Origin of the sequence: Thalassotalea sp. 1_MG-2023, from assembly GCF_030546745.1 — a bacterium.
Classification (GTDB): Bacteria; Pseudomonadota; Gammaproteobacteria; order Enterobacterales; family Alteromonadaceae; genus Thalassotalea_C.
In genome coordinates this window covers 63797-82702 of the sequence record NZ_JAUOPD010000015.1, presented here as the reverse complement: position 1 = coordinate 82702, position 18906 = coordinate 63797, and the positions used below count along the sequence as shown (strand labels likewise).

The 18906-nt window shown below is 38.7% G+C and carries 23 protein-coding genes; 11 read left to right on the top strand and 12 right to left on the bottom strand.

Features of this window, described 5'->3' with window-relative positions; genetic code table 11:
* Together Q4489_RS12725 and kdsB are read left to right on the top strand one after the other, a co-directional pair.
* Entirely contained in the window at nt 1–186 is a 186-nt protein-coding gene (locus tag Q4489_RS12725) for a Trm112 family protein (protein WP_303480956.1), read from the top strand.
* 13 nt (nt 187–199) lie between these two features.
* Nucleotides 200–970, top strand: a complete 771-nt coding sequence (kdsB, locus tag Q4489_RS12720; RefSeq protein WP_303480954.1) for a 3-deoxy-manno-octulosonate cytidylyltransferase — start codon at nt 200–202, stop codon at nt 968–970.
* Nucleotides 971–998: 28 nt separating this feature from the next.
* Here kdsB and Q4489_RS12715 read toward each other — a convergent pair whose 3' ends face one another.
* On the bottom strand, nt 999–1769 hold the full coding sequence (locus Q4489_RS12715) for a ribonuclease H family protein (protein WP_303480952.1): 771 nt from the start codon (nt 1767–1769) through the stop codon (nt 999–1001).
* Nucleotides 1770–1774: 5 nt separating this feature from the next.
* Nucleotides 1775–2569: a prolipoprotein diacylglyceryl transferase gene (gene lgt / locus Q4489_RS12710; RefSeq protein ID WP_303480950.1), complete on the bottom strand. Its 795-nt coding sequence runs from the start codon at nt 2567–2569 to the stop codon at nt 1775–1777.
* 228 nt (nt 2570–2797) lie between these two features.
* On the opposite strand from lgt, the gene Q4489_RS12705 reads away from it, so the two are divergent.
* Together Q4489_RS12705 and Q4489_RS12700 are read left to right on the top strand one after the other, a co-directional pair.
* Entirely contained in the window at nt 2798–3712 is a 915-nt protein-coding gene (locus Q4489_RS12705) for an aldo/keto reductase family oxidoreductase (protein ID WP_303480948.1), read from the top strand.
* Between the two features lie 108 nt (nt 3713–3820).
* Entirely contained in the window at nt 3821–4303 is a 483-nt protein-coding gene (locus Q4489_RS12700) for a MarR family winged helix-turn-helix transcriptional regulator (RefSeq protein ID WP_303480946.1), read from the top strand.
* Nucleotides 4304–4487: 184 nt separating this feature from the next.
* Here Q4489_RS12700 and Q4489_RS12695 read toward each other — a convergent pair whose 3' ends face one another.
* Nucleotides 4488–5729 (bottom strand): MFS transporter, encoded by a 1242-nt coding sequence (locus Q4489_RS12695; protein WP_303480944.1) that lies wholly within the window; start codon nt 5727–5729, stop codon nt 4488–4490.
* A 197-nt stretch (nt 5730–5926) separates the two neighbouring features.
* Here Q4489_RS12695 and recR point away from each other — a divergent pair, with 197 nt between their 5' ends.
* The gene (gene recR, locus Q4489_RS12690; RefSeq protein WP_303480942.1) at nt 5927–6529 is read left to right on the top strand and encodes a recombination mediator RecR; all 603 of its coding nucleotides are present in this window, start codon (nt 5927–5929) and stop codon (nt 6527–6529) included.
* Between the two features lie 35 nt (nt 6530–6564).
* Here the strand turns inward: recR and Q4489_RS12685 are convergent, their stop codons facing one another.
* Nucleotides 6565–6945 carry an STAS/SEC14 domain-containing protein gene (locus tag Q4489_RS12685; protein ID WP_303480941.1) on the bottom strand — a complete coding sequence of 127 codons (381 nt, stop codon included), beginning with the start codon at nt 6943–6945 and terminating at the stop codon, nt 6565–6567.
* Between the two features lie 337 nt (nt 6946–7282).
* Between Q4489_RS12685 and htpG the strand changes: the two genes are divergently transcribed.
* The 6 genes from htpG (at nt 7283) to Q4489_RS12655 (ending at nt 13136) form a co-directional block, all read left to right on the top strand.
* Nucleotides 7283–9244 carry a molecular chaperone HtpG gene (gene htpG, locus Q4489_RS12680; protein ID WP_303480939.1) on the top strand — a complete coding sequence of 654 codons (1962 nt, stop codon included), beginning with the start codon at nt 7283–7285 and terminating at the stop codon, nt 9242–9244.
* Between the two features lie 460 nt (nt 9245–9704).
* On the top strand, nt 9705–10139 hold the full coding sequence (locus Q4489_RS12675) for a hypothetical protein (RefSeq protein ID WP_303480938.1): 435 nt from the start codon (nt 9705–9707) through the stop codon (nt 10137–10139).
* 13 nt (nt 10140–10152) lie between these two features.
* Nucleotides 10153–10452, top strand: coding sequence for a S24 family peptidase (locus Q4489_RS12670; RefSeq protein WP_303480936.1), 300 nt, complete (start codon nt 10153–10155; stop codon nt 10450–10452).
* A gap of 22 nt (nt 10453–10474) precedes the next feature.
* Nucleotides 10475–11677 carry a putative manganese transporter gene (locus Q4489_RS12665; RefSeq protein WP_303480934.1) on the top strand — a complete coding sequence of 401 codons (1203 nt, stop codon included), beginning with the start codon at nt 10475–10477 and terminating at the stop codon, nt 11675–11677.
* A gap of 238 nt (nt 11678–11915) precedes the next feature.
* The gene (adk, locus tag Q4489_RS12660) at nt 11916–12560 is read left to right on the top strand and encodes an adenylate kinase (RefSeq protein WP_286269355.1); all 645 of its coding nucleotides are present in this window, start codon (nt 11916–11918) and stop codon (nt 12558–12560) included.
* Nucleotides 12561–12743: 183 nt separating this feature from the next.
* Nucleotides 12744–13136 (top strand): MAPEG family protein, encoded by a 393-nt coding sequence (locus Q4489_RS12655; protein WP_074495541.1) that lies wholly within the window; start codon nt 12744–12746, stop codon nt 13134–13136.
* Nucleotides 13137–13141: 5 nt separating this feature from the next.
* Here the strand turns inward: Q4489_RS12655 and Q4489_RS12650 are convergent, their stop codons facing one another.
* The 8 genes from Q4489_RS12650 to hisB form a co-directional block, all read right to left on the bottom strand.
* Nucleotides 13142–13594: a GNAT family N-acetyltransferase gene (locus Q4489_RS12650; protein ID WP_303480930.1), complete on the bottom strand. Its 453-nt coding sequence runs from the start codon at nt 13592–13594 to the stop codon at nt 13142–13144.
* A 76-nt stretch (nt 13595–13670) separates the two neighbouring features.
* The gene (locus Q4489_RS12645; RefSeq protein ID WP_303480929.1) at nt 13671–13964 is read right to left on the bottom strand and encodes a DUF6559 family protein; all 294 of its coding nucleotides are present in this window, start codon (nt 13962–13964) and stop codon (nt 13671–13673) included.
* Between the two features lie 117 nt (nt 13965–14081).
* On the bottom strand, nt 14082–14960 hold the full coding sequence (locus Q4489_RS12640) for a hypothetical protein (RefSeq protein WP_303480927.1): 879 nt from the start codon (nt 14958–14960) through the stop codon (nt 14082–14084).
* 132 nt (nt 14961–15092) lie between these two features.
* Nucleotides 15093–15716 carry a bifunctional phosphoribosyl-AMP cyclohydrolase/phosphoribosyl-ATP diphosphatase HisIE gene (gene hisIE, locus Q4489_RS12635; RefSeq protein ID WP_303480926.1) on the bottom strand — a complete coding sequence of 208 codons (624 nt, stop codon included), beginning with the start codon at nt 15714–15716 and terminating at the stop codon, nt 15093–15095.
* Nucleotides 15713–16486 carry an imidazole glycerol phosphate synthase subunit HisF gene (gene hisF, locus Q4489_RS12630; protein ID WP_303480925.1) on the bottom strand — a complete coding sequence of 258 codons (774 nt, stop codon included), beginning with the start codon at nt 16484–16486 and terminating at the stop codon, nt 15713–15715. Before hisF ends, hisIE begins: the two co-directional genes overlap by 4 nt.
* Nucleotides 16468–17205 (bottom strand): 1-(5-phosphoribosyl)-5-[(5-phosphoribosylamino)methylideneamino]imidazole-4-carboxamide isomerase, encoded by a 738-nt coding sequence (gene hisA, locus Q4489_RS12625; RefSeq protein WP_303480923.1) that lies wholly within the window; start codon nt 17203–17205, stop codon nt 16468–16470. Before hisA ends, hisF begins: the two co-directional genes overlap by 19 nt.
* 4 nt (nt 17206–17209) lie before the next feature.
* Nucleotides 17210–17824, bottom strand: coding sequence for an imidazole glycerol phosphate synthase subunit HisH (gene hisH / locus Q4489_RS12620; protein WP_303480922.1), 615 nt, complete (start codon nt 17822–17824; stop codon nt 17210–17212).
* A gap of 9 nt (nt 17825–17833) precedes the next feature.
* On the bottom strand, nt 17834–18904 hold the full coding sequence (gene hisB / locus Q4489_RS12615; protein WP_303480921.1) for a bifunctional histidinol-phosphatase/imidazoleglycerol-phosphate dehydratase HisB: 1071 nt from the start codon (nt 18902–18904) through the stop codon (nt 17834–17836).
* Nucleotides 18905–18906 lie beyond the last annotated feature (2 nt).

Here is an 18906-nt window from a genome sequence, read left to right as displayed (position 1 = left end):
ATGGCTTTTGATATTAAATTGATGGAAATTCTTGCTTGTCCGGTATGTAAAGGCAAGCTGCAGTATAAAAAAGATCAACAAGAGCTTTGGTGTAATTTTGACAAGATAGCCTACGGTATTGAAAAAGGCATACCTGTTCTGCTAGAAAGTGAAGCGCGCCGACTCAGTGAAGACGAACGTAATTAATACGGAGCTAAATATGTCATTTGTGGTAGTCATTCCAGCCCGCTTTGAGTCGTCTCGTTTACCTGGCAAAGTATTAGCCGATATTCACGGTAAACCAATGATACAGTGGGTTGTTGAAAAAGCGGTAAAAAGTGGTGCAGAAAAAGTGATTGTCGCTACCGATAATCAGCAGGTTGCCAAGGTTGTTGAAGGCTTTGGTGGTGAAGTGTGCTTAACCCGAGCTGATCATCAATCGGGGACAGAAAGGTTGGCTGAAGTAGTTGAGAAGTACCAATTTGAGCCAGAGCAAGTCGTTGTTAATGTGCAAGGAGATGAGCCTTTCATCCCTCCAGAAAATATTGCACAAGTAGCAAGTAACCTTGCTAACCAACAAAAAGCAAAAATGGCGACACTGGCTGTACATATTGCTGATGCTGAAGAAGCCTTTAATCCGAACGCAGTGAAAGTGCTTATGGATAAACAAGGGTATGCTTTATATTTTAGTCGAGCGACAATCCCATACGATAGGGAGCGTTTTTTAACTGCTAAAGATACAACAACTGTTGGAGATTTTTATCTACGCCATATTGGTATTTATGCTTACCGCGCAAGTTTTATCAATGAATATATTCAATGGCCAGCAAGTGAACTAGAGCAAATTGAATCGTTAGAGCAATTACGCGTATTGTGGCAAGGCGAAAAAATTCATGTTGCTGTAGCACAAAGCCGTTTGCCAGTAGAAGGTGTTGATACCCCAGAAGACTTAGCTAAGGCAATTGCCTTTGCGGCACAAATAACAGTATAGTGTGAATGAGCCCGCAACGCGGGCTTTTTTAGCCAGAAGGCATTGCTAGAATGGAAGTGATGTTGAGCGCATTTTCGTAGGTTACAAAGCTTTTTTGTTTTGTCATTCTTGCATAAACAGCCATGCGATCTGCTAATTCATTACCTTCTATATTAGCGTGACCTTTAACGTGGCTAACAATGACTTGTTGTTTGATTTGCTGATATAGCTCAAAACATGCTTTGATTATTTCTGGATTCTTGATCGGTTGACCATCTGCTTTTTTCCATCCCTTGCGTTGCCAACCTGGTGCCCACTTAGTAATACAATCTATTGAATAGCGCGAATCACTTAATACCTCAATACGCATACCGCTGTTTTTTCGTAAATACTGCTGCGCAAGTTTAAACGATTCTAGTAAACCTAAGAGCTCTGCGGTGTTATTTGTACCGTTAGCATCATATAAACCATACCAAAGCTGAGCGAGCTTATTTTTTTGATAAACAGCTATGCCCGTACCAGCTTGGCCAGGGTTAGGTGAACAAGCACCGTCACTATAAATTTGAATGTCAGCGTTTACACCATGTGCACTGGTGTTTGACGTATTTTCTGGTTTAGCGCTCGGTTTTTTTTGTGTTAATGAGCGTTTAGTTAGTGCTTTTGTATAACTTTCTTTAAATGCTTTTTCTGCATCTTGTTTGGTAGAAAAACCCATATATTGGGCATCTGCTCGGCCTGAGGTTAACTGCTGTACTTCTGGCCAATTATCAAAAACACCTGTTTTTATACCTTTCCAAATGACGTAATATTTTTTTGCCATAAAATTTATTTTTTACCTGTAACGGCCGGAGTTTGCTTTGCGCGTAGAAATAAAAATACGCCAACGAAAAAGAACGGAATGCTTAACATCTGTCCGGTATTTAACGCGGACTCTAGTGTGTAAGAGGCTTGCTGTTGCTTAAAGAACTCAATGACAAAGCGAGCACTAAAAGTTAGTATCAAAAATAAACCGAGTAAAGCGCCAACACGCTCTTTAATAGCAGTGCTTCGATAAAGTAATGTTAATACAGCGGCAATTAACAAATAAGCGATCGCTTCATAAAGTTGTGCCGGATGACGCGCTAAACTGTCAACACGTTCGAAAACGATAGCCCATGGCACATCACTTGGATGGCCTAAAATTTCCGAGTTTACAAAATTTGCTGAACGAACGAATATACCAAAAACTGCGGTTGCAATAGCTAATCTATCAAGTAGCCATAGCGTATTAACGTTATGGCGTTTGCAAAATAACCAGGTACCGATGATAGCACCAAGTCCACCACCATGACTGGCTAATCCGCCTTCCCATATCGCCAATATTTTTAATGGATTAGCGAAGTAAAAATCAGGATCATAGAAGAAGCAATGACCAAGCCTTGCACCAATAATAATGCCTAGCACCACATACATTAATAGATTGTCTAAGGTATCCACGTTTTTATTCTCTAAGGTGAATACCCATTTCATATAATACAAACCAGCAAAAATTGCGCTGGCAAATAGTGCTCCATACCAATGTATAGTGACAGGGCCCAGCGAGAATAATACAGGGTCTACGTTCCAAACAAAATGTGACACAGGTTAACCTTATTGTGGAAAATTGCAGGCGCTAATATATCAGTCTATTGGTAATTTGTGCAGTGAAATTGAGTGGAAATGATAATTTTACATAATAAAAACAGAAGCCATTTAGAGCATTTAATCATTCAAGCGAAGGTATTGTTGTAGAGAATAGCTTTTACCTTGCCAACATCATATTACTTCATGTTATATTGAAGGTATACAAGACATACTATGTATTAATTTATGAAAAACGTACACTTAGCTCAAACACCATATACTTCATCTCGGTTAATTTATGGTTGTATGCGCATATGCGGCGACAACTCCTTAGCAGCACGTAACAAAGGAAAACGTGCTATACACGCAGCTATTGAAGCAGGTTATAACCACTTTGACCATGCCGATATATACGGCGGTGGTGAAAGTGAAAGTTTATTTGGCGAAGTGATAAAAGCGTCACCTGCATTACGAGATAATTTAATTATTACGTCTAAAGCGGGTATTCGTCCGAAAAAAGAAAATGAATATGCACCAACGCGATATGACTTTAGTAAGAAATATATCTTAAACGCTGTTGAAGGCTCATTATCGCGTTTAAATGTTGATTATTTAGACCTATTCTTATTGCATCGTCCTGATTTTTTAATGGATGTGCATGAAGTAGCAGAAACCTTTGCGTTACTGAAAGCTTCTGGCAAGGTTAAACACTTTGGTGTTAGTAACTTTTTACCATCGCAAGTTGAAATGTTGCGTTCAGGGATGTCAATGCCTCTGGTGGCGAACCAAGTTGAAATTAATATTCATAACATTGATACCCTGCTCAATGGCACCTTAGATCAATGTCAACAACATCAAATAGCGCCAATTGCGTGGTGTCCTCTAGGCGGCGTCGCCTATTCAGCATGGGGAAATAGCTTTACCACAAGCGATGAGCAACGCATTGAAAATGAGCTAAATCAACAGGCGGAAAACTATCAATGTCAGCCATGGCAAGTGATACTAGCTTGGTTATTAAAGCATCCTGCAAAGATATTCCCGATTATCGGCTCTACCACGCCTGAACGTATCGAAGCAGCAAAAGTTGCATTGTCACTCGAGTATACTCGTGAAGATTGGTATCGCTTATTTGAAGCGAGAAATGGCCAATCAGTACCTTAGGGGAGCTATATTATCAAATCACCAGCAAGGCGTTTAGCGTTTCAACTTACTACTGAACACAAGGAACCACTCGATCTTACTAATCATTTACCGTTTCAAATTGCGGTAGTGAGTAACTTACTTGCGCTCAACAGAGATTGGAAAATTCGTAACTTATCTGATCTTGATCCGCGAGAAATGCGAGTTTTGCTTAATATTGGTTCTTATATGCCGATCAAGTCTGCTGACATCGCCTATCAATCTCGTCTTGATTCTTATACGGTTTCCCGAGCGGTAAAAAAATTACTTTCACTAGGCTTGATAGAGTCGCAACCTGATCAATTTAAAAAGAATGTGAAAAACCTTGTACTTAATGAGCAGGGGCTGACGATATATAAACATGTTACAGCGGCAATGGATGACCGAAGTAAGCAGCTAGAAAGTGTATTAACTGAAGAAGAAAAATCATCTTTTTATCAAATGTTAGCGAAAATTGAAGATAAAGCTGAGCAACTGTTAGCAGAACAAGCAAAAGAGTTAATTGCCCAAGGTGAAGATGCCCCAGCAGATCAAAAAGAACTTATACGTTGGCGCAAGAAAAGCACTAGCTAGGCTCTGTTGAACTTTTGCGTTTATTTTTGCTGCAATTTACATGGCATAACCATGCGACATTGCCAAGCCTTGAATAAAAAGCGTTTAGCTCGAACAAAATTTTATCTCAAAAGATCAACATTACCTAGGTTGTTAACATCAACAGCAACCTTCTGAGTTAAAGTTCACAAGGCTGCAGTGATGGCTAAAGTGCTTTTTGACGATAATATTTAATACATAACAGTAATAAAATGGCGATAAACGGCAAGCTTGACGTGACAACTCCTGCCCAACCAAATTGATACAGTACGACACCGGCTAGCAGCGATGCACTTGCTTGACAGCCAAAAATCACAAAATCATTGAATGCCTGTACTTTGTGTTTTTCATCTTCGTGATAGCTTCTAGGAAGCAGTGACGTTCCGGTAAGGAATAAAAAGTTCCAACCAACACCTAACAATAATAAAGCCCACCAATAATGAATAACTTGCATGCCAGAATAAGCGATAACTGCCACCACTGCATACAACAAGGTACCAATAAACATCAAATGCTTTAAACCTATTTTCTTTACTAACCAGCCGGTAAACAATGAAGGAACAAACATCGCAGCAATATGTGATTGAATAACCCATTTGGTATCAAGTAATGAATGGCCATGCATATGATGCATACTGATGGGAGTGGCAGTCATTAAGTAGCTCATTAAGGCAAAGCCAATGGCAGCACTGAGCATGGCTATGATAAATAAAGGTTGGCTGATAATGTCTTTCATCGCACGACCACTTTTTTTACCCGTATTGATAATGGGTTTTGCACCATCAAATTGTGTAAATATTATCATTGCTATTACTAATAATACGGCAATAAAAGCAAAGGAACCCGTATAGCCGTGTGGTGATGAAATCCAGTCTTTTGCCGTTACTGCAATTTCAGGTCCTAAAAAAGCAGAGAATATGCCACTGAGCATCAGTACTGATAACATTGACGGAACATCTTCTTGATTCTTCGTACTTTCAATTGCTGCAAAACGTAACTGCTGTACAAAGGCAGCGCAAAACCCTAATGACAGAGAGGCAAGACTAAACAATGTAAAACTTGCTATTTGAGTGGCGATCATTGCTAAAACGCAACCGACTAACCCTAAAGAGAAACCAAATAGTGTAGCCGCTTTTCGTCCAAGCTTTTTGGCTAACATTGCCGCTGGTATCGCAGCTGTTGCGACACCCACTATCATTAAAGTGATAGGCAAGGTTGCAAGTGATTTATCGGTAGATAACTCAGACGATAAAATACCGCCAATAAAAACGATCACTGGTGATGAAGCCATCACTAACGGCTGAATAATGAAAAGTAGGAAAATATTGTGCGGCAGTGCTAACCATTTTTTTAAGATAAATGCGGTGGTGATTAACAACACAAGAGTAATAACTACATTAGATAACATAAAAAATCTCTCGTATATAAAATTGAAATGGGAACAAAGGACAAACGCTTAGCAAGCTATAGCTCTGTTTAAGACGAATGATTTTATCGTTGATATTAAGGCAAATACTTATGAGTAGATAGAAAAATATCACATATAAATTTAACTTTTCTTGCTGAGTGGTTAGACTAGCGAAAATTGCTTTTCGTAAACTGTGTATGAAATTTAGTCCTCTGGTACAAGAATTAATAACCGCATTGAAATATTTGCCGGGTGTTGGTGCAAAGTCTGCTCAACGTATGGCGTTTCAGCTGCTTGAACGTAATAGAGTTGGCGGTAAGAAACTAGCCGATGTATTGCATCAAGCAATGGAGCATGTACAGCATTGCCAGCAATGTCGAAATTTTACTGAACAAAATATTTGCGATATATGTGCGAGTTCAAAACGACAAGATCGTGGTCAATTATGTGTAGTAGAATCGCCCGCTGATGTCATTGCCATTGAACAAACCGGTGAGTTTCAAGGGGTATATTTTATTTTAATGGGTCATTTATCACCGCTAGATGGAATTGGTCCGGAAGATCTAAAACTTGAGGTATTAGAAACACAACTTGCCACACAGCAATACAGCGAATTAATACTCGCGACTAACCCCACCGTAGAAGGGGAGGCAACTGCGCATTATGTTGCTGAGTTAGCGAGGAAATATCAAGTAAATATCTCGCGTATTGCGCATGGTGTTCCCGTTGGTGGCGAACTAGAATACGTTGATGGTAATACTTTATCACACGCATTTTCAGGTCGAAAAAATTACCAATAGCAAGGCGCTAGTTGTAGTAAAAGCATGGTTAATCGTTATTCTGCTAACCATGCTAATGCTTTAGCAGGGTCAGTAAAGTGCTTAACTTCTCCTGTTACAAACCAATTGCCTAGTTTAGAAACCGATTCTAGCCAGTCTTTATCACCATAGATTGCCACTTTTCTAAATTCATTGTTATGCTTTAAGCCAAACACTAAATCATCCCAAGCAGCACGCACTTCCCACCCTTCAAATGCTGATGCGTCAATAAATGCATCTATATTTGGTGAAACAACTTTAGCGAGTGCTGATTCAACAATTGGAATGATGGCTTGGTAATCTTCATGGGTTAATTTACCGGTGAGTTTTAATGAAATAAAGAAGTCATTGTTTGTGCGTTCAAGACCTATTGTCATGCCGTTTGAAAGTGATGTCATGATACCTGCCTTACTGTTAACGTTTGAAAATTTTAACGCTTACTTTGAGTGTAACACTAAATCGACAACCTGCTAAAAAGAGTGACAACTTAGTAAAATTTCCGAGGGTAATCGGTTAGAAATTTTAGCATTGCAATGGCTTTCTTATTGAATTTAAAGATAAAGCTATCACATATAGCGTCAGGTAATTGTGGTAAGGAAGGGGTGATTGATAAATAAATTTTCCGAATATATTTTTTGTGCTTGATTTTATTTTCGCTATCCCCATATCTGCTCTATCAAGAGGCGTTGTCCTCATTAACACCAATAACAGATAGTAAGATAGGAGATAGCTCGAATGTCTGATGCAGGTCAACCAGAAGTTCATGGCTTTCAAACTGAAGTAAAACAACTTCTTCAATTAATGATTCATTCTTTGTATTCAAACAAAGAGATTTTCTTGCGTGAATTAGTCTCAAATGCGGCAGATGCTTCCGATAAACTTAGATTTGAAGCATTAAAAAATGCCGATTTGTATGAAGGTGATGGCGATTTACGCGTTCGCGTAAGTGCTGATAAAGAGAATAATACGGTTACTATTTCAGATAACGGTATTGGTATGACCCAAGAGCAAGTGATTGAGCATTTAGGGACGATTGCAAAATCAGGCACCGCTGAATTCTTCTCTAAACTCTCTGGTGACCAAGCCTCTGATTCACAATTAATCGGTCAGTTTGGTGTTGGTTTCTATTCAGCTTTTATTGTCGCTGATAAGGTAACCGTTCGTTCAAGAGCTGCTGGCGCTAATGCTGATGAAGCTGTTGAATGGCAAAGTGAAGGCGAAGGCCAGTTTACGACTCGTCAAATTGAAAAGTCGAATCGTGGTACCGATATTATTCTTCATTTAAAAGATGATGAAAAAGAATTTTTAGATGACTGGCGCTTACGTTCAATTGTGACAAAATATTCAGATCACATCTCGATATCTGTTGAAATGCTAACACCAGAAGTTCCTGCTGTTGAAGCACAAGAAGAAGTAAAAGATGATGAAGGTAATGTTGTAACGCCAGCGGTTGACGCTAAAGATGCGGTTCCAGCTAAGTGGGAGGCGGTTAATAAAGCAACAGCGCTTTGGACACGTGAAAAAGCAGACGTTACCGAGGAAGAGTACAAAGAGTTCTACAAGCATGTGTCACATGATTTTGCAGATCCATTACTTTGGGAGCACAACAAAGTAGAAGGTAATACTGAATACACCTCGTTACTTTACATTCCAAGTAAAGCTCCATTCGATATGTATAACCGCGAAAAACAACACGGTTTAAAACTGTATGTTCAACGTGTTTTTATCATGGACGATGCAGAACAATTCATGCCAACGTATCTTCGTTTTGTGAAGGGGTTACTTGATTCTAATGATTTACCACTAAATGTATCTCGTGAAATATTACAAGATAACAAAGTAACACAAGCGATACGTAAAGGTTGTACTAAGCGTGTGTTAAAAATGTTAGAGAAGTTCGGTAAAAAAGACAAAGAACAATATCAAGCATTTTGGAATGAGTTCGGCCAAGTATTAAAAGAAGGCCCAGCAGAAGACATGGGCAACAAAGAAGCGATCGCTAAACTGTTGCGTTTTGCGTCAACACATGAAGATTCTTCAGTACAAAATGTGTCTTTGCCAGAATACATTGAGCGGATGAAAGAAGGCCAAGATAAGATTTACTACGTTGTGGCTGACAGTTTTGAAGCGGCTAAAAATAGCCCACACCTTGAAGTGTTCCGTAAAAAAGGGATTGAAGTATTATTACTTTCTGATCGTATCGATGAATGGTTAGTGAGTCATTTAACCGAGTTCGATGAAAAGCAATTGCAATCAGTCGCTCGTGGTGGTGTTGATTTAAGCGATTTAGAAGATGAAGAAGCAAAAGAAGCGCAAGAGAAGTTAGAAAAAGAATTCGACTCTGTTGTTAAACGCATGAAAGACGCGTTAGGCGATAAAGTTAAAGAAGTGAAAATTTCTAATCGATTAACTGATTCTCCTGCTGTTATCGTAACGGCCGAAGATGATATGAGCATTCAAATGCAGAAACTAATGGCACAAGTTGGTCAAGAAGTTCCAGAAGTAAAACCAATTTTTGAAATTAACGCTGAGCATGATCTAGTAAAACATGTGGCTGATGAAGCAGACGATGATAAATTTAACCAGTGGGTTGATGTGTTATTTGAACAAGCAACATTAGCTGAACGTGGTAACTTAAAAGATCCAGCATCATTTGTTACTAAATTGAATAAACTAATGATGAGCTTAACCAAATAAGGTTGTTCATTAAAAATAGTGAGTAGTTGATACTTGTTATACAAAAGCGCCGAAAGGCGCTTTTTTTTGTGCGTGCTCGTTGCTTCAACAGGTAAGATTCATTGTTGAGCTACACTTAACGATGATGTTGAAAAGTAAATTTTTTAACATGCGATGAAAAGCTAACAAAGCTTATCTACATTTATTCATTCCATCAGTTTAATTTCAACAATAAATTAAATAAAAATATTGCAAATACAAATAACAATGATTATCATTTGACTTAGTTGGTTTCATCTATTTGTACTGTTTGAACAGGGTTTTATTACTCTCGCTAACAGCAATACACGTTGTTCTAGAAGTTTGGGTGTTATCAACCTTTTAAACGCCATAATGTTAGTTTAATCGCAATAATGATGTAAATCTGTACTAAACAGTATGTGAACTTAGCCCGTTAATATTGTGAAAAGAAGGAGAGAAAATGCAGCATGAGCAATGGCAAGCATTATTAAACAATGGTAATGAATGCTTTTACGATAGACGTTGGTTACAAGCTGAATTCTATTACAAAGAAGCGTATGAGTTGTTGGCGGATAATTACCAAAATAATCCGTATGAAACTGATATTTTATTAGCTTGGATCTGCGCATGCCATAACCTTTCCGCACTGTTTGAAGTACAGGGTGATCTTGATGTGTCACTTCGTTATTTATTAGTTCCTCATGAATATTTGCAAGCATTGTCTGATGACAGTGTACGTGATGAAGATGTCAAGCTCATTGCCATTAAGGCGCTTAATATTACCTTACAGCGGCTATTATCTTTTTCAAAAAAATATCCAATTTGCCAAGACTGTGTAAACAAGTTAATGGCGTTAAAAGTGCGCTTAGCTCAGAACGAAGAAGTGTTGCATTAAAAGAGGAATAACGATGCTTGGCTTAAAGTTTTGGAAGGTAAAAGGCCACAGTATGGCACCACTATTTCCTCAAAATAGTGCAGTATTGGTGTGTAATTGGTTAAATTTTTTGCCAATAAAAGAAGGGCACCGAGTACTGATAAAGCATCGACGATTTGGCATAGTGGTAAAAACTGTTGCCGTGATTGATAGAAATGGTTTTATTTGGGGGAAGGGAGAGAATGAAACTAGCGAAACAATCGAAGAGTTAGGGCCAATGAATAAAGAGCAAATCATTGGTCGCATTATTTATGTTAATAAAGTGGCAATGTAATCCCTATCAGGGGTGATTATTCATGGCGACTTCACTTTATCAAAAAGCATTGCTATGGCGAAATACGAAAGACTTCCCACAGTATCGTAGACTCTTCTTACCTAGCTTTTTAATAGCACTTTTAATAATACCAGCAACGCAATCGTTAACTTTAAACGTGTTGTCTGATGCTTTTTGGCAAGTTGCTGTGTTTGTTGCAATGTCTCTTTCCCTTTACCACTTAGTGGTGAACTCAGTTTCGAAGACATCGAGTTACGAATATTTTGTTTCTACCTTCATAAGTACTCCTAATAGGCAAATTATATTGGCTGCTTTTTTAGGGTTATTACCTGGTTGTGGTGGGGCAATTATTGTTATTTCGCAATATGTTTCAGGCAGTATGAGGTTTGGCGCTGTTGTCGCCGTGCTAACGGCTACGATGGGAGATGCTGCTTTTCTGTTACTTGCTGCACAACCTAAAGTGGGTATTGCGATAATCGCTGCATGTTTTATCGTTGGTGTGTTATCTGGGATCATGGTTAATATGATCCATGGTGATGACTTTCTTCGACCAATATTAACAAACACTAGATACCAAAAAGGTTGTAAAACATCAACAAATAAACCGTTAAAACGAGTAATGCTACAAGGTAGATTATGGCAACTATTGTTAATCCCATGCGCAATTATCGCTGTTTTGATGGCTGCACAAATAGAGCTTCCATGGTTTTCGAGCCAACAAAATCGTTTTATACATAGCGGTGGTGCAATGTTGGCGTTTTTATTTATTCTATTATGGGCAACCACACGTGAAACAAAAAGCTTTAAGTCGATAGTCGCTGAAGATGATAAGCCCAAACAACATGCTATTTTCCAAAGGGTTGCTTTAGATACAAACTTTATTATTAGTTGGGTGGTTATTGCGTTACTTTGCTTTGAGCTCATCGTTTTTTTTACTGACCTGCAATTGACTCACCTTTTCTCAGCACTTCCGGCGATTACACCACTGATCAGTGTATTAGTTGGTATGATCCCTGGTTGTGGACCACAAATTTTAACAACTACCTTGTATCTGAATGGAGCTATTCCATTGTCTGCACAGCTTGGCAATGCGATTAGTAATGATGGCGATGCTTTATTTCCTGCAATTGCGTTATCACCGAAAGTTGCCGTTATTGCAACGTGTTACTCTGCTATTCCTGCCTTGCTAGCTGCCTACGGATACTTTCTACTTTTTGAGTATTAAATTGCTATTTTTCTAACTACCCTTGGCAAGAGACTTTAGACATTAGTCGAAGATCAGTGTTTAAGCGCTATTTTTTGTTAACTACGAGTAAATTCTTACTTGTTTGCTCTCTGTCTAAAATGTATAGTGTTGCTCGTTCAAATGAAGGTAGTTAATGTACTCATTTGGCGGGTTAATTGGCGCTTATACAGCAGTTAAACGGCCAAATTAGTATTTTTATAAGATAGGGCAAAGTTCTATGCGCATAATTTTGTTAGGTGCTCCGGGTGCAGGTAAAGGTACTCAAGCACAATTTTTAATGACCAAATATGGTATACCACAAATATCTACTGGCGATATGTTACGCGCTGCTATTAAGGCAGGTACCGAACTTGGTAATAAAGCGAAAGCCGTAATGGACGCAGGTCAGCTAGTCTCTGACGATTTGATTATTGGCTTGGTTAAAGAACGTATAGCACAAGAAGACTGTAAAAAAGGCTTCTTGCTTGATGGTTTTCCGCGAACAATTCCTCAAGCTGACGCAATGAAAGAAAATGGTGTTTCAGTTGATAGTGTTATTGAATTTGACGTAGCTGATGAAGTGATAGTTGAACGCATGGGGGGCCGTAGAGTGCACCCAGGCTCAGGCCGTGTTTATCATATCGTTTATAATCCGCCTAAAAATGAAGGTAAAGATGATGAAACTGGCGAAGAGTTAATCATTCGTCCTGATGATGAAGAAGGTACTGTACGTAAGCGTTTAGGTATTTATCATGATCAAACAAAACCTTTGGTTGATTATTACAAAGCAGAAGCTGATGCAGGTGCTTGTCGTTACATAACGATCGATGGCACTCAGCCCGTTGAGACAGTCAGTCAAATATTGGCAGAGAAATTGTCTTAACAAACAGAATAAACAAGATCAGGCCTACTTTTTAGTAGGTCTTTTTTTTGCTAATTTGTCAGTTTTTCACTGATATTTGTCTTTTTCCACCGCTGTAATTTTTATTCAGCTACGATACATTTTAACGTAGAGTTATTGTATTTATATTCAAAGTAGATCTCGTTTTATTTTTTAAGGAAGTTTATGTTAAACATATCAATTACCGGCTTTTATCTTGCGCTATTAGCGTTACTTTATATTGGCTTTGCTATACGCATCATTAAATTGCGCTATAAATACAAAACTGGCATCGGTGATGGTGGTCATGATGAGTTGGCACAAGCAGTGCGAGTGCATGGTAACTTTGCGGAATACGCACCCTTAGCCATGTTGATGCTTGCTTGCGCAGAAATTAATGGTAGCTCACAACTATTAATTCATGGCGTAGGCGCTGCATTTTTTATTGGTCGTATATTACATGGTATTGGTATTACGCAAACGCAAGGGCCAAGCAAAGGTCGACAAGCCGGTATGCTCATTAGCTTTGCAACGCTATTAGTGTTGGCAATTGAAAATATCCGTTTGTTTCTTGGCTAGAACGACTATGTTTCTTGTATCATGCTGATATGGGGAATACCGTCTTCCAAATAACCACTAGAGCATTTTACAAAGCCGTGTGTGTTGTAAAATGTTTCTAGGTGTTCCTGTGCTGACATTTTAACCGTCTGTTGAGGAAAATATCGTTGGCATGAACTTAATGCTCTTTGCATCAATTGATGCCCTAAACCATTACCTCTAGCATCGTTAGCAATAACGACTCTGCCAATCGCTGGGTTTGTTGAGTAGGTTGTACCAGCAGGTAAAACCCTTAAATACGCGGCAAGTTTTTCGTTTTTATACGCCATAATATGACGTGTTTGTGCGTGTCTGTCTAAATTATCAAGCTCTGGGTAATAACATGTTTGTTCAACAACAAATACATCTACTCTGAGTTTCAGCAAGTCATATAATTGATCAAGTGTTAATTCATTGAATGTAGAATCAAGCCAATGCATAAAGCGCCCATAAAAAACGGTCAAATAAGCGTGATGTTATTTGACCGTGTAAGATAACTCAATGGTTTTTACTGCTTTATTGCAATATTTGTAAAAAACCACGGTAACTTTTTTGTTCAAGATACGTCAGAATTTCTTTCTTATACTCGGCTACATTTAACGAGGGAAATTCTTTATCTAGCACTGTATTCAAATCATTTTGATCTAAAAATAGAATATAACCTAATGGCAAATATTCAGGATTAAAATCTTTTTGATAAACGACAGTTCTAATTTGTGAAGCGGTATAAGCATATTGAACGCCATACTGCTTTTCGAGTAATGGTAAAAGCTTACTACCATATTTTTTGATAGACCAATATTTAAACATAGCTAATCCTTAGCAGTGACATTGAATCCGTGTATTTTAGGGGCGCTATATTACATATTTGTTAATAAAATATCAATGATTTTTGACTATTTGGTTAGGAAAAAAGGCTTGTTTGCGTTACTTATTGATAATTTTGATGTTATTTTTATCAATAAAGAATCCCGCCTGGGTATAAGCTTTTGTGATCAATTGTTTCTTTCTTAATAGGGTTAAGCCTTTATTAATTGCGATGAAGGCTTGTTGACCTAATGGGTGCTTTTTACTGATGACAAAATGTCTGCTGTCATTCAATACAACGCCAACACCTTTAACTGGCACTAAATGAATTTTATCAAGGGTAAAAGATTTATCAGGTGTTGAATGAAATGCCATTAACATAAAATCCACCCACTGAATGTGTGTTAATCGTGCCTGGCTAAGCCATTCATCTTCGCTGATTAATTGTTTAATCGGTAAGCTTTCTAAAGTTCTCCAATCTGTACGCCATTTTGGTGTTGAAATAGCGGTAAACTGCTTGAGATCATCGAGTGAGTTAATCGCTAGTACAGCTTTATTATTTGGACTAGTATATATGCCTGCAACATATTCCCCATGACGAATAACCGGAGCTGAAATATAAACATGCTCGGCAAGTGCGTTAGCATCAGCAAGCCAATAGGAATCAAAACTAATTAATAATGTTCCTTGTTGGATCATTTTGGTATTTCGAAAATTTAATTTTCCTGGATGATATTTAAAGGTGTGGTTAAAGCCACCAAGGGTTAATGCTTGTTGAGCGATAATCATATCAACAACATCTCGCCTTATCGTTTTACCGGAAAAATCGTTGATGTCTAATACATTGCGGCCGTTCAAAAAACGTTGATAGTCATGATATACATCGTCACGAATTGAAATAACAATATCGTTCGCTAATGTCGTTGTTATGTTTAAAAGATAAATGAAAAGTACAGCAAGGGTAACAAGAAAGGTTTTTGTATGTGTTAATGAATGCATATAGACCTCAACAGCTAAGCCAGTGAAAGTCCATATTCTTTATTGAGTATAAATTGGATTAAGCAAAAAGAGTAGTGCCTACATAGTTTTTATTGCATGACACTACTTATTAGGGATTATTGATCTTACGCGTTAATTTTTTTGATGTCTGTTTTGTAACACTTGCATCACTTCGCTTAGATCTATGTTTTTGTCTCTTAACAACACAAGTGTGTGGTAAAACAAATCGGCACATTCACCTAATAAATCTTCTTTAGTTTCTGCCACAGCAGCAAGTGCAACTTCAACGCCTTCTTCACCAACTTTTTGTGCTATTTTCGTTGTTCCCTTGGCAAATAAAGAAGCGGTATAACTATCTTCAGGGTTTTCACCGTGACGCGCAGCAATGACTTGTTCTAGTTGGCTAAGAAAGTTCTGTTGAGTAAGCTGTTGCTCAGGGTAGCAAGATTCAGTACCTAAATGGCAGGTAGGGCCTATAGGCTCACATGCAATCAACAGACTGTCACGATCACAGTCGGCAACCACTTGTTTAACGTGTAAGTAATGACCAGAGGTTTCTCCTTTAGTCCATAACCCTTGTTGTGAGCGGCTGTAAAAAGTAGCTTTATGCTGCTGAAGTGTTTGCGATAGCGCTTCAGGTGTCATAAATCCTTGCATTAAAACAGCACCCGTTTTGTGATGTTGAATAATGGCGGGGATCATGTTTTCCATTTTTTGCCAGGCTAATTCAGCCAAATTGTCTTGAGTTACTATCATTGTCTGATCGCTATTTTATGGTTGTTTAAAGATTGTTTAAGTTCATCCATCGCAATGATGCCTTTATGAAAAACACTCGCCGCTAACGCTCCATCTACATCTGCTTGTTGAAATACATCAATAAAGTGTTCTATTTCACCTGCACCACCTGATGCAATAAGTGGAACTTGGCTTGCTTGCCTGGCTAAGGTTAATTGTGCAATATCGTAACCTTGGCGAACACCATCTTGATTCATGCAATTAAGCACTATTTCACCTGCGCCACGGTGTTGTACTTCTTTGATCCAATCAAAGGTATTCCATTTCGTTTTTTGCGTACGTGTTTCATCACCGGTAAATTGGTAAACTTGGTACTCTTTTGTTTCTTGGTTATAAAAACTGTCTATACCCACCACGATACACTGTTGGCCGAAAATATCAGCAAGTCGAGTGATCAATTCTGGTTCTGCTAATGCGGGTGAATTTATACTAATTTTATCCGCACCCATTTTTAAAATGAGTTGCGCGTCTAACTCTGTTTTAATACCACCGGCGACACAAAAAGGAATATCAATGACTTCAGCAATGCGACTTACCCATGTTTTGTCAACAACACGTTGATCTGAACTGGCGGTAATATCATAAAAAACTAATTCATCAGCACCTGCTTGTGCATATTGTTGTGCAAGGGGAACAATATCACCAATGATTTCGTGGTTGCGAAATTGAACACCTTTAACCACTTTTCCATCGCGTACATCAAGACAAGGTATTATGCGTTTGGCCAACATGCAATCGCCTCCTCTAAGGTAAATTTCCCCTCTAATAATGAACGGCCGAGTATCACGCCACTTACGCCAGTTGGAATAAGCGCCTTGATATCGTCTAAGGAGCCAATGCCACCAGAGGCTTGCCAATGAATATTAGGATATGCTGAACACATTTCTTGATAAAGTGCGACATTAGTGCCTGTTAACGTGCCATCTTTACTGATGTCGGTACATAAAACATGTTTTAATCCAGCATTTTGGTATTGTTCGAGTAGGTCTTCAAGTACTACACCGCTATCTTTTATCCAACCATGGGTGGGTAGCGTTTTACGGCCTTGCGTGTCAATTTTAATGTCTAGTGCTAGTACAATTTTTTCATTACCGTACTTTTCTAACCACTGGCTAACTAGTGTGGGTTCTTTAATAGCAAGACTACCAATAACAACGCGATTTGCACCGAGCTCAAGTAAGTCGATAACATCTTGCTCTGAACGCACACCACCACCCACTTGAATAATCATATTTGGGTGATCTACTACTGTTTTTAATGTGGAAAGTTGTCGTTTTGTACTGTCTTTTGCACCATCTAAATCAACAAAGTGCATCACGGTTGCACCCGCATTAAAATAAGCGTCTTGGCGCTCTTTAGGGGTATAAGCGTACTGAGTTTTCTGGGCGTAATCACCTTGAAATAAGCGAACTACTTCGCCATTTATCAGGTCAATTGCGGGGATCATCATAAGGCTACATCTCTATAAAATTTTGTATGATTTTGCTGCCAAGCTTGCTTGAACGTTCAGGATGAAATTGGCAACCAATGAAATTGTCTTTTGCAATCGCAGCTGAAAAGGGTTGTTCGTAGTCACAACTGGCCACGGTAAATTCACTTACTGGAGCCGCAAAGCTATGAACAAAATAAAAATAGTCGCCAACGTTGATGCCATTAAATACAGGGTGATCACTTATTGCCGTTAAGGTATTCCATCCCATATGCGGCAATCGAACATCTTTTGCTTGTAAAGGTTTTACCCTTGTTGGGATCAGCCCTAGGCAATCAATAGGTGTTGTTATACCGCCTTCATCAGATGAAGTTGTCATCAGTTGCATACCTAAACAAAAGCCTAAGGTTGGTTGTGTTAACTGTTGTAGGGTGGATACTAAGCCTTTTGCTTTTATATTGGCCATGGCGTGTTTTGCGCTGCCAACACCAGGTAATATTACTTTATCAGCTGCATTTATTGCGCTGATATCATCGGTTATGCTCGCTTGATAGCCTATTCTTTTCACCGCAAACTGCACGGAAGATAAGTTTGCACAACCGGTATCGACAATAACGACTTGTTGATTTTTGATACTCATATTTTACCTTTATAGCGTGCCTTTTGAGCTTGGTAATACATCACCACTTACGGTAATTGCTTGGCGAAGTGCACGACCAAACACTTTAAATAAGCTTTCTACTTGGTGATGACAATTACCTTCAGTAGTTGATAAGTGCAACGTGATCGCCATTGAATCTGCTAATGAACGGAAAAAGTGTGAAACCATCTGCGTTGACATTTTTCCAACATTATTGTCGGTAAACTTGGCATCAAATTCTAACCAAGGGCGTCCTGATAAATCGATAGCGCATTCTGCACGGCACTCATCCATCGGCAATACAAAACCGAAGCGACCGATACCGCGTTTGTCACCTAATGCTTGTTTGAGTGTTTGCCCAAGTGCTAATGCTGTGTCTTCAACACTGTGGTGTTCATCAATATGGTAATCACCATCAACACTTACTTGCATCGAAAACCCACCGTGGGTGGCGATTTGCTCAAGCATATGGTCAAAAAATCCTAAGCCAGTATTAATTTGTACATCACCAACTTTGTCTAAATTCACCGCAACCGAAATGTCAGTTTCTTTTGTGGTTCTCGTCACTTTTGCTTTACGGGCTTTAGTAAGCAACTGCTCGGCAATATCTGACCAGTTCATGGTTTCTCTGTCATATTTAATGCCTTGAATTCCCATATTTGCAGCCAACTGCAAGTCTGTTTCTCTATCGCCTATGACAAACGATTGAGTAAAGTTGACTTTACCTTGCTGCAAATAATCACTGACCAAACCTAGTTTTGGTTTTCTGCAATTGCAGTTATCTTCTTCAAAATGAGGACATAACAATACATCATCAAAAATAACGCCTTGTGAAGTGAAGAAATCCATCATTTTGTTATGGGGTAAATCGAAATCAGCTTGTGGGTAGCTATCGGTACCTAAACCGTCTTGATTAGATACCATCACAAGGCGAAATCCTTTCTTTTGTAATGACAACAACACAGGGACAACAGCAGGTTCGAAGACAAGCTTTTCCAGTGAGTCTACTTGTTTGTCGCTAATCGGTTCTTCAATTAACGTTCCGTCTCGGTCGATAAATAAAATATTTTGTTGTGACATGA

Excerpts from the sequence above, each read along its gene's own strand:
- Q4489_RS12725 (WP_303480956.1), top strand. The coding sequence starts at position 1 with ATGGCTTTTGATATTAAATTGATGGAAATTCTTGCTTGTCCGGTATGT.
- kdsB (WP_303480954.1), top strand. The coding sequence starts at position 200 with ATGTCATTTGTGGTAGTCATTCCAGCCCGCTTTGAGTCGTCTCGTTTA.
- Q4489_RS12715 (WP_303480952.1), bottom strand. The coding sequence starts at position 1,769 with ATGGCAAAAAAATATTACGTCATTTGGAAAGGTATAAAAACAGGTGTT.
- Q4489_RS12705 (WP_303480948.1), top strand. The coding sequence starts at position 2,798 with ATGAAAAACGTACACTTAGCTCAAACACCATATACTTCATCTCGGTTA.
- Q4489_RS12695 (WP_303480944.1), bottom strand. The coding sequence starts at position 5,729 with ATGTTATCTAATGTAGTTATTACTCTTGTGTTGTTAATCACCACCGCA.
- recR (WP_303480942.1), top strand. The coding sequence starts at position 5,927 with ATGAAATTTAGTCCTCTGGTACAAGAATTAATAACCGCATTGAAATAT.
- Q4489_RS12685 (WP_303480941.1), bottom strand. The coding sequence starts at position 6,945 with ATGACATCACTTTCAAACGGCATGACAATAGGTCTTGAACGCACAAAC.
- htpG (WP_303480939.1), top strand. The coding sequence starts at position 7,283 with ATGTCTGATGCAGGTCAACCAGAAGTTCATGGCTTTCAAACTGAAGTA.
- Q4489_RS12675 (WP_303480938.1), top strand. The coding sequence starts at position 9,705 with ATGCAGCATGAGCAATGGCAAGCATTATTAAACAATGGTAATGAATGC.
- Q4489_RS12670 (WP_303480936.1), top strand. The coding sequence starts at position 10,153 with ATGCTTGGCTTAAAGTTTTGGAAGGTAAAAGGCCACAGTATGGCACCA.
- Q4489_RS12665 (WP_303480934.1), top strand. The coding sequence starts at position 10,475 with ATGGCGACTTCACTTTATCAAAAAGCATTGCTATGGCGAAATACGAAA.
- adk (WP_286269355.1), top strand. The coding sequence starts at position 11,916 with ATGCGCATAATTTTGTTAGGTGCTCCGGGTGCAGGTAAAGGTACTCAA.
- Q4489_RS12655 (WP_074495541.1), top strand. The coding sequence starts at position 12,744 with ATGTTAAACATATCAATTACCGGCTTTTATCTTGCGCTATTAGCGTTA.
- Q4489_RS12650 (WP_303480930.1), bottom strand. The coding sequence starts at position 13,594 with ATGCATTGGCTTGATTCTACATTCAATGAATTAACACTTGATCAATTA.
- Q4489_RS12645 (WP_303480929.1), bottom strand. The coding sequence starts at position 13,964 with ATGTTTAAATATTGGTCTATCAAAAAATATGGTAGTAAGCTTTTACCA.
- Q4489_RS12640 (WP_303480927.1), bottom strand. The coding sequence starts at position 14,960 with ATGCATTCATTAACACATACAAAAACCTTTCTTGTTACCCTTGCTGTA.
- hisIE (WP_303480926.1), bottom strand. The coding sequence starts at position 15,716 with ATGATAGTAACTCAAGACAATTTGGCTGAATTAGCCTGGCAAAAAATG.
- hisF (WP_303480925.1), bottom strand. The coding sequence starts at position 16,486 with ATGTTGGCCAAACGCATAATACCTTGTCTTGATGTACGCGATGGAAAA.
- hisA (WP_303480923.1), bottom strand. The coding sequence starts at position 17,205 with ATGATGATCCCCGCAATTGACCTGATAAATGGCGAAGTAGTTCGCTTA.
- hisH (WP_303480922.1), bottom strand. The coding sequence starts at position 17,824 with ATGAGTATCAAAAATCAACAAGTCGTTATTGTCGATACCGGTTGTGCA.
- hisB (WP_303480921.1), bottom strand. The coding sequence starts at position 18,904 with ATGTCACAACAAAATATTTTATTTATCGACCGAGACGGAACGTTAATT.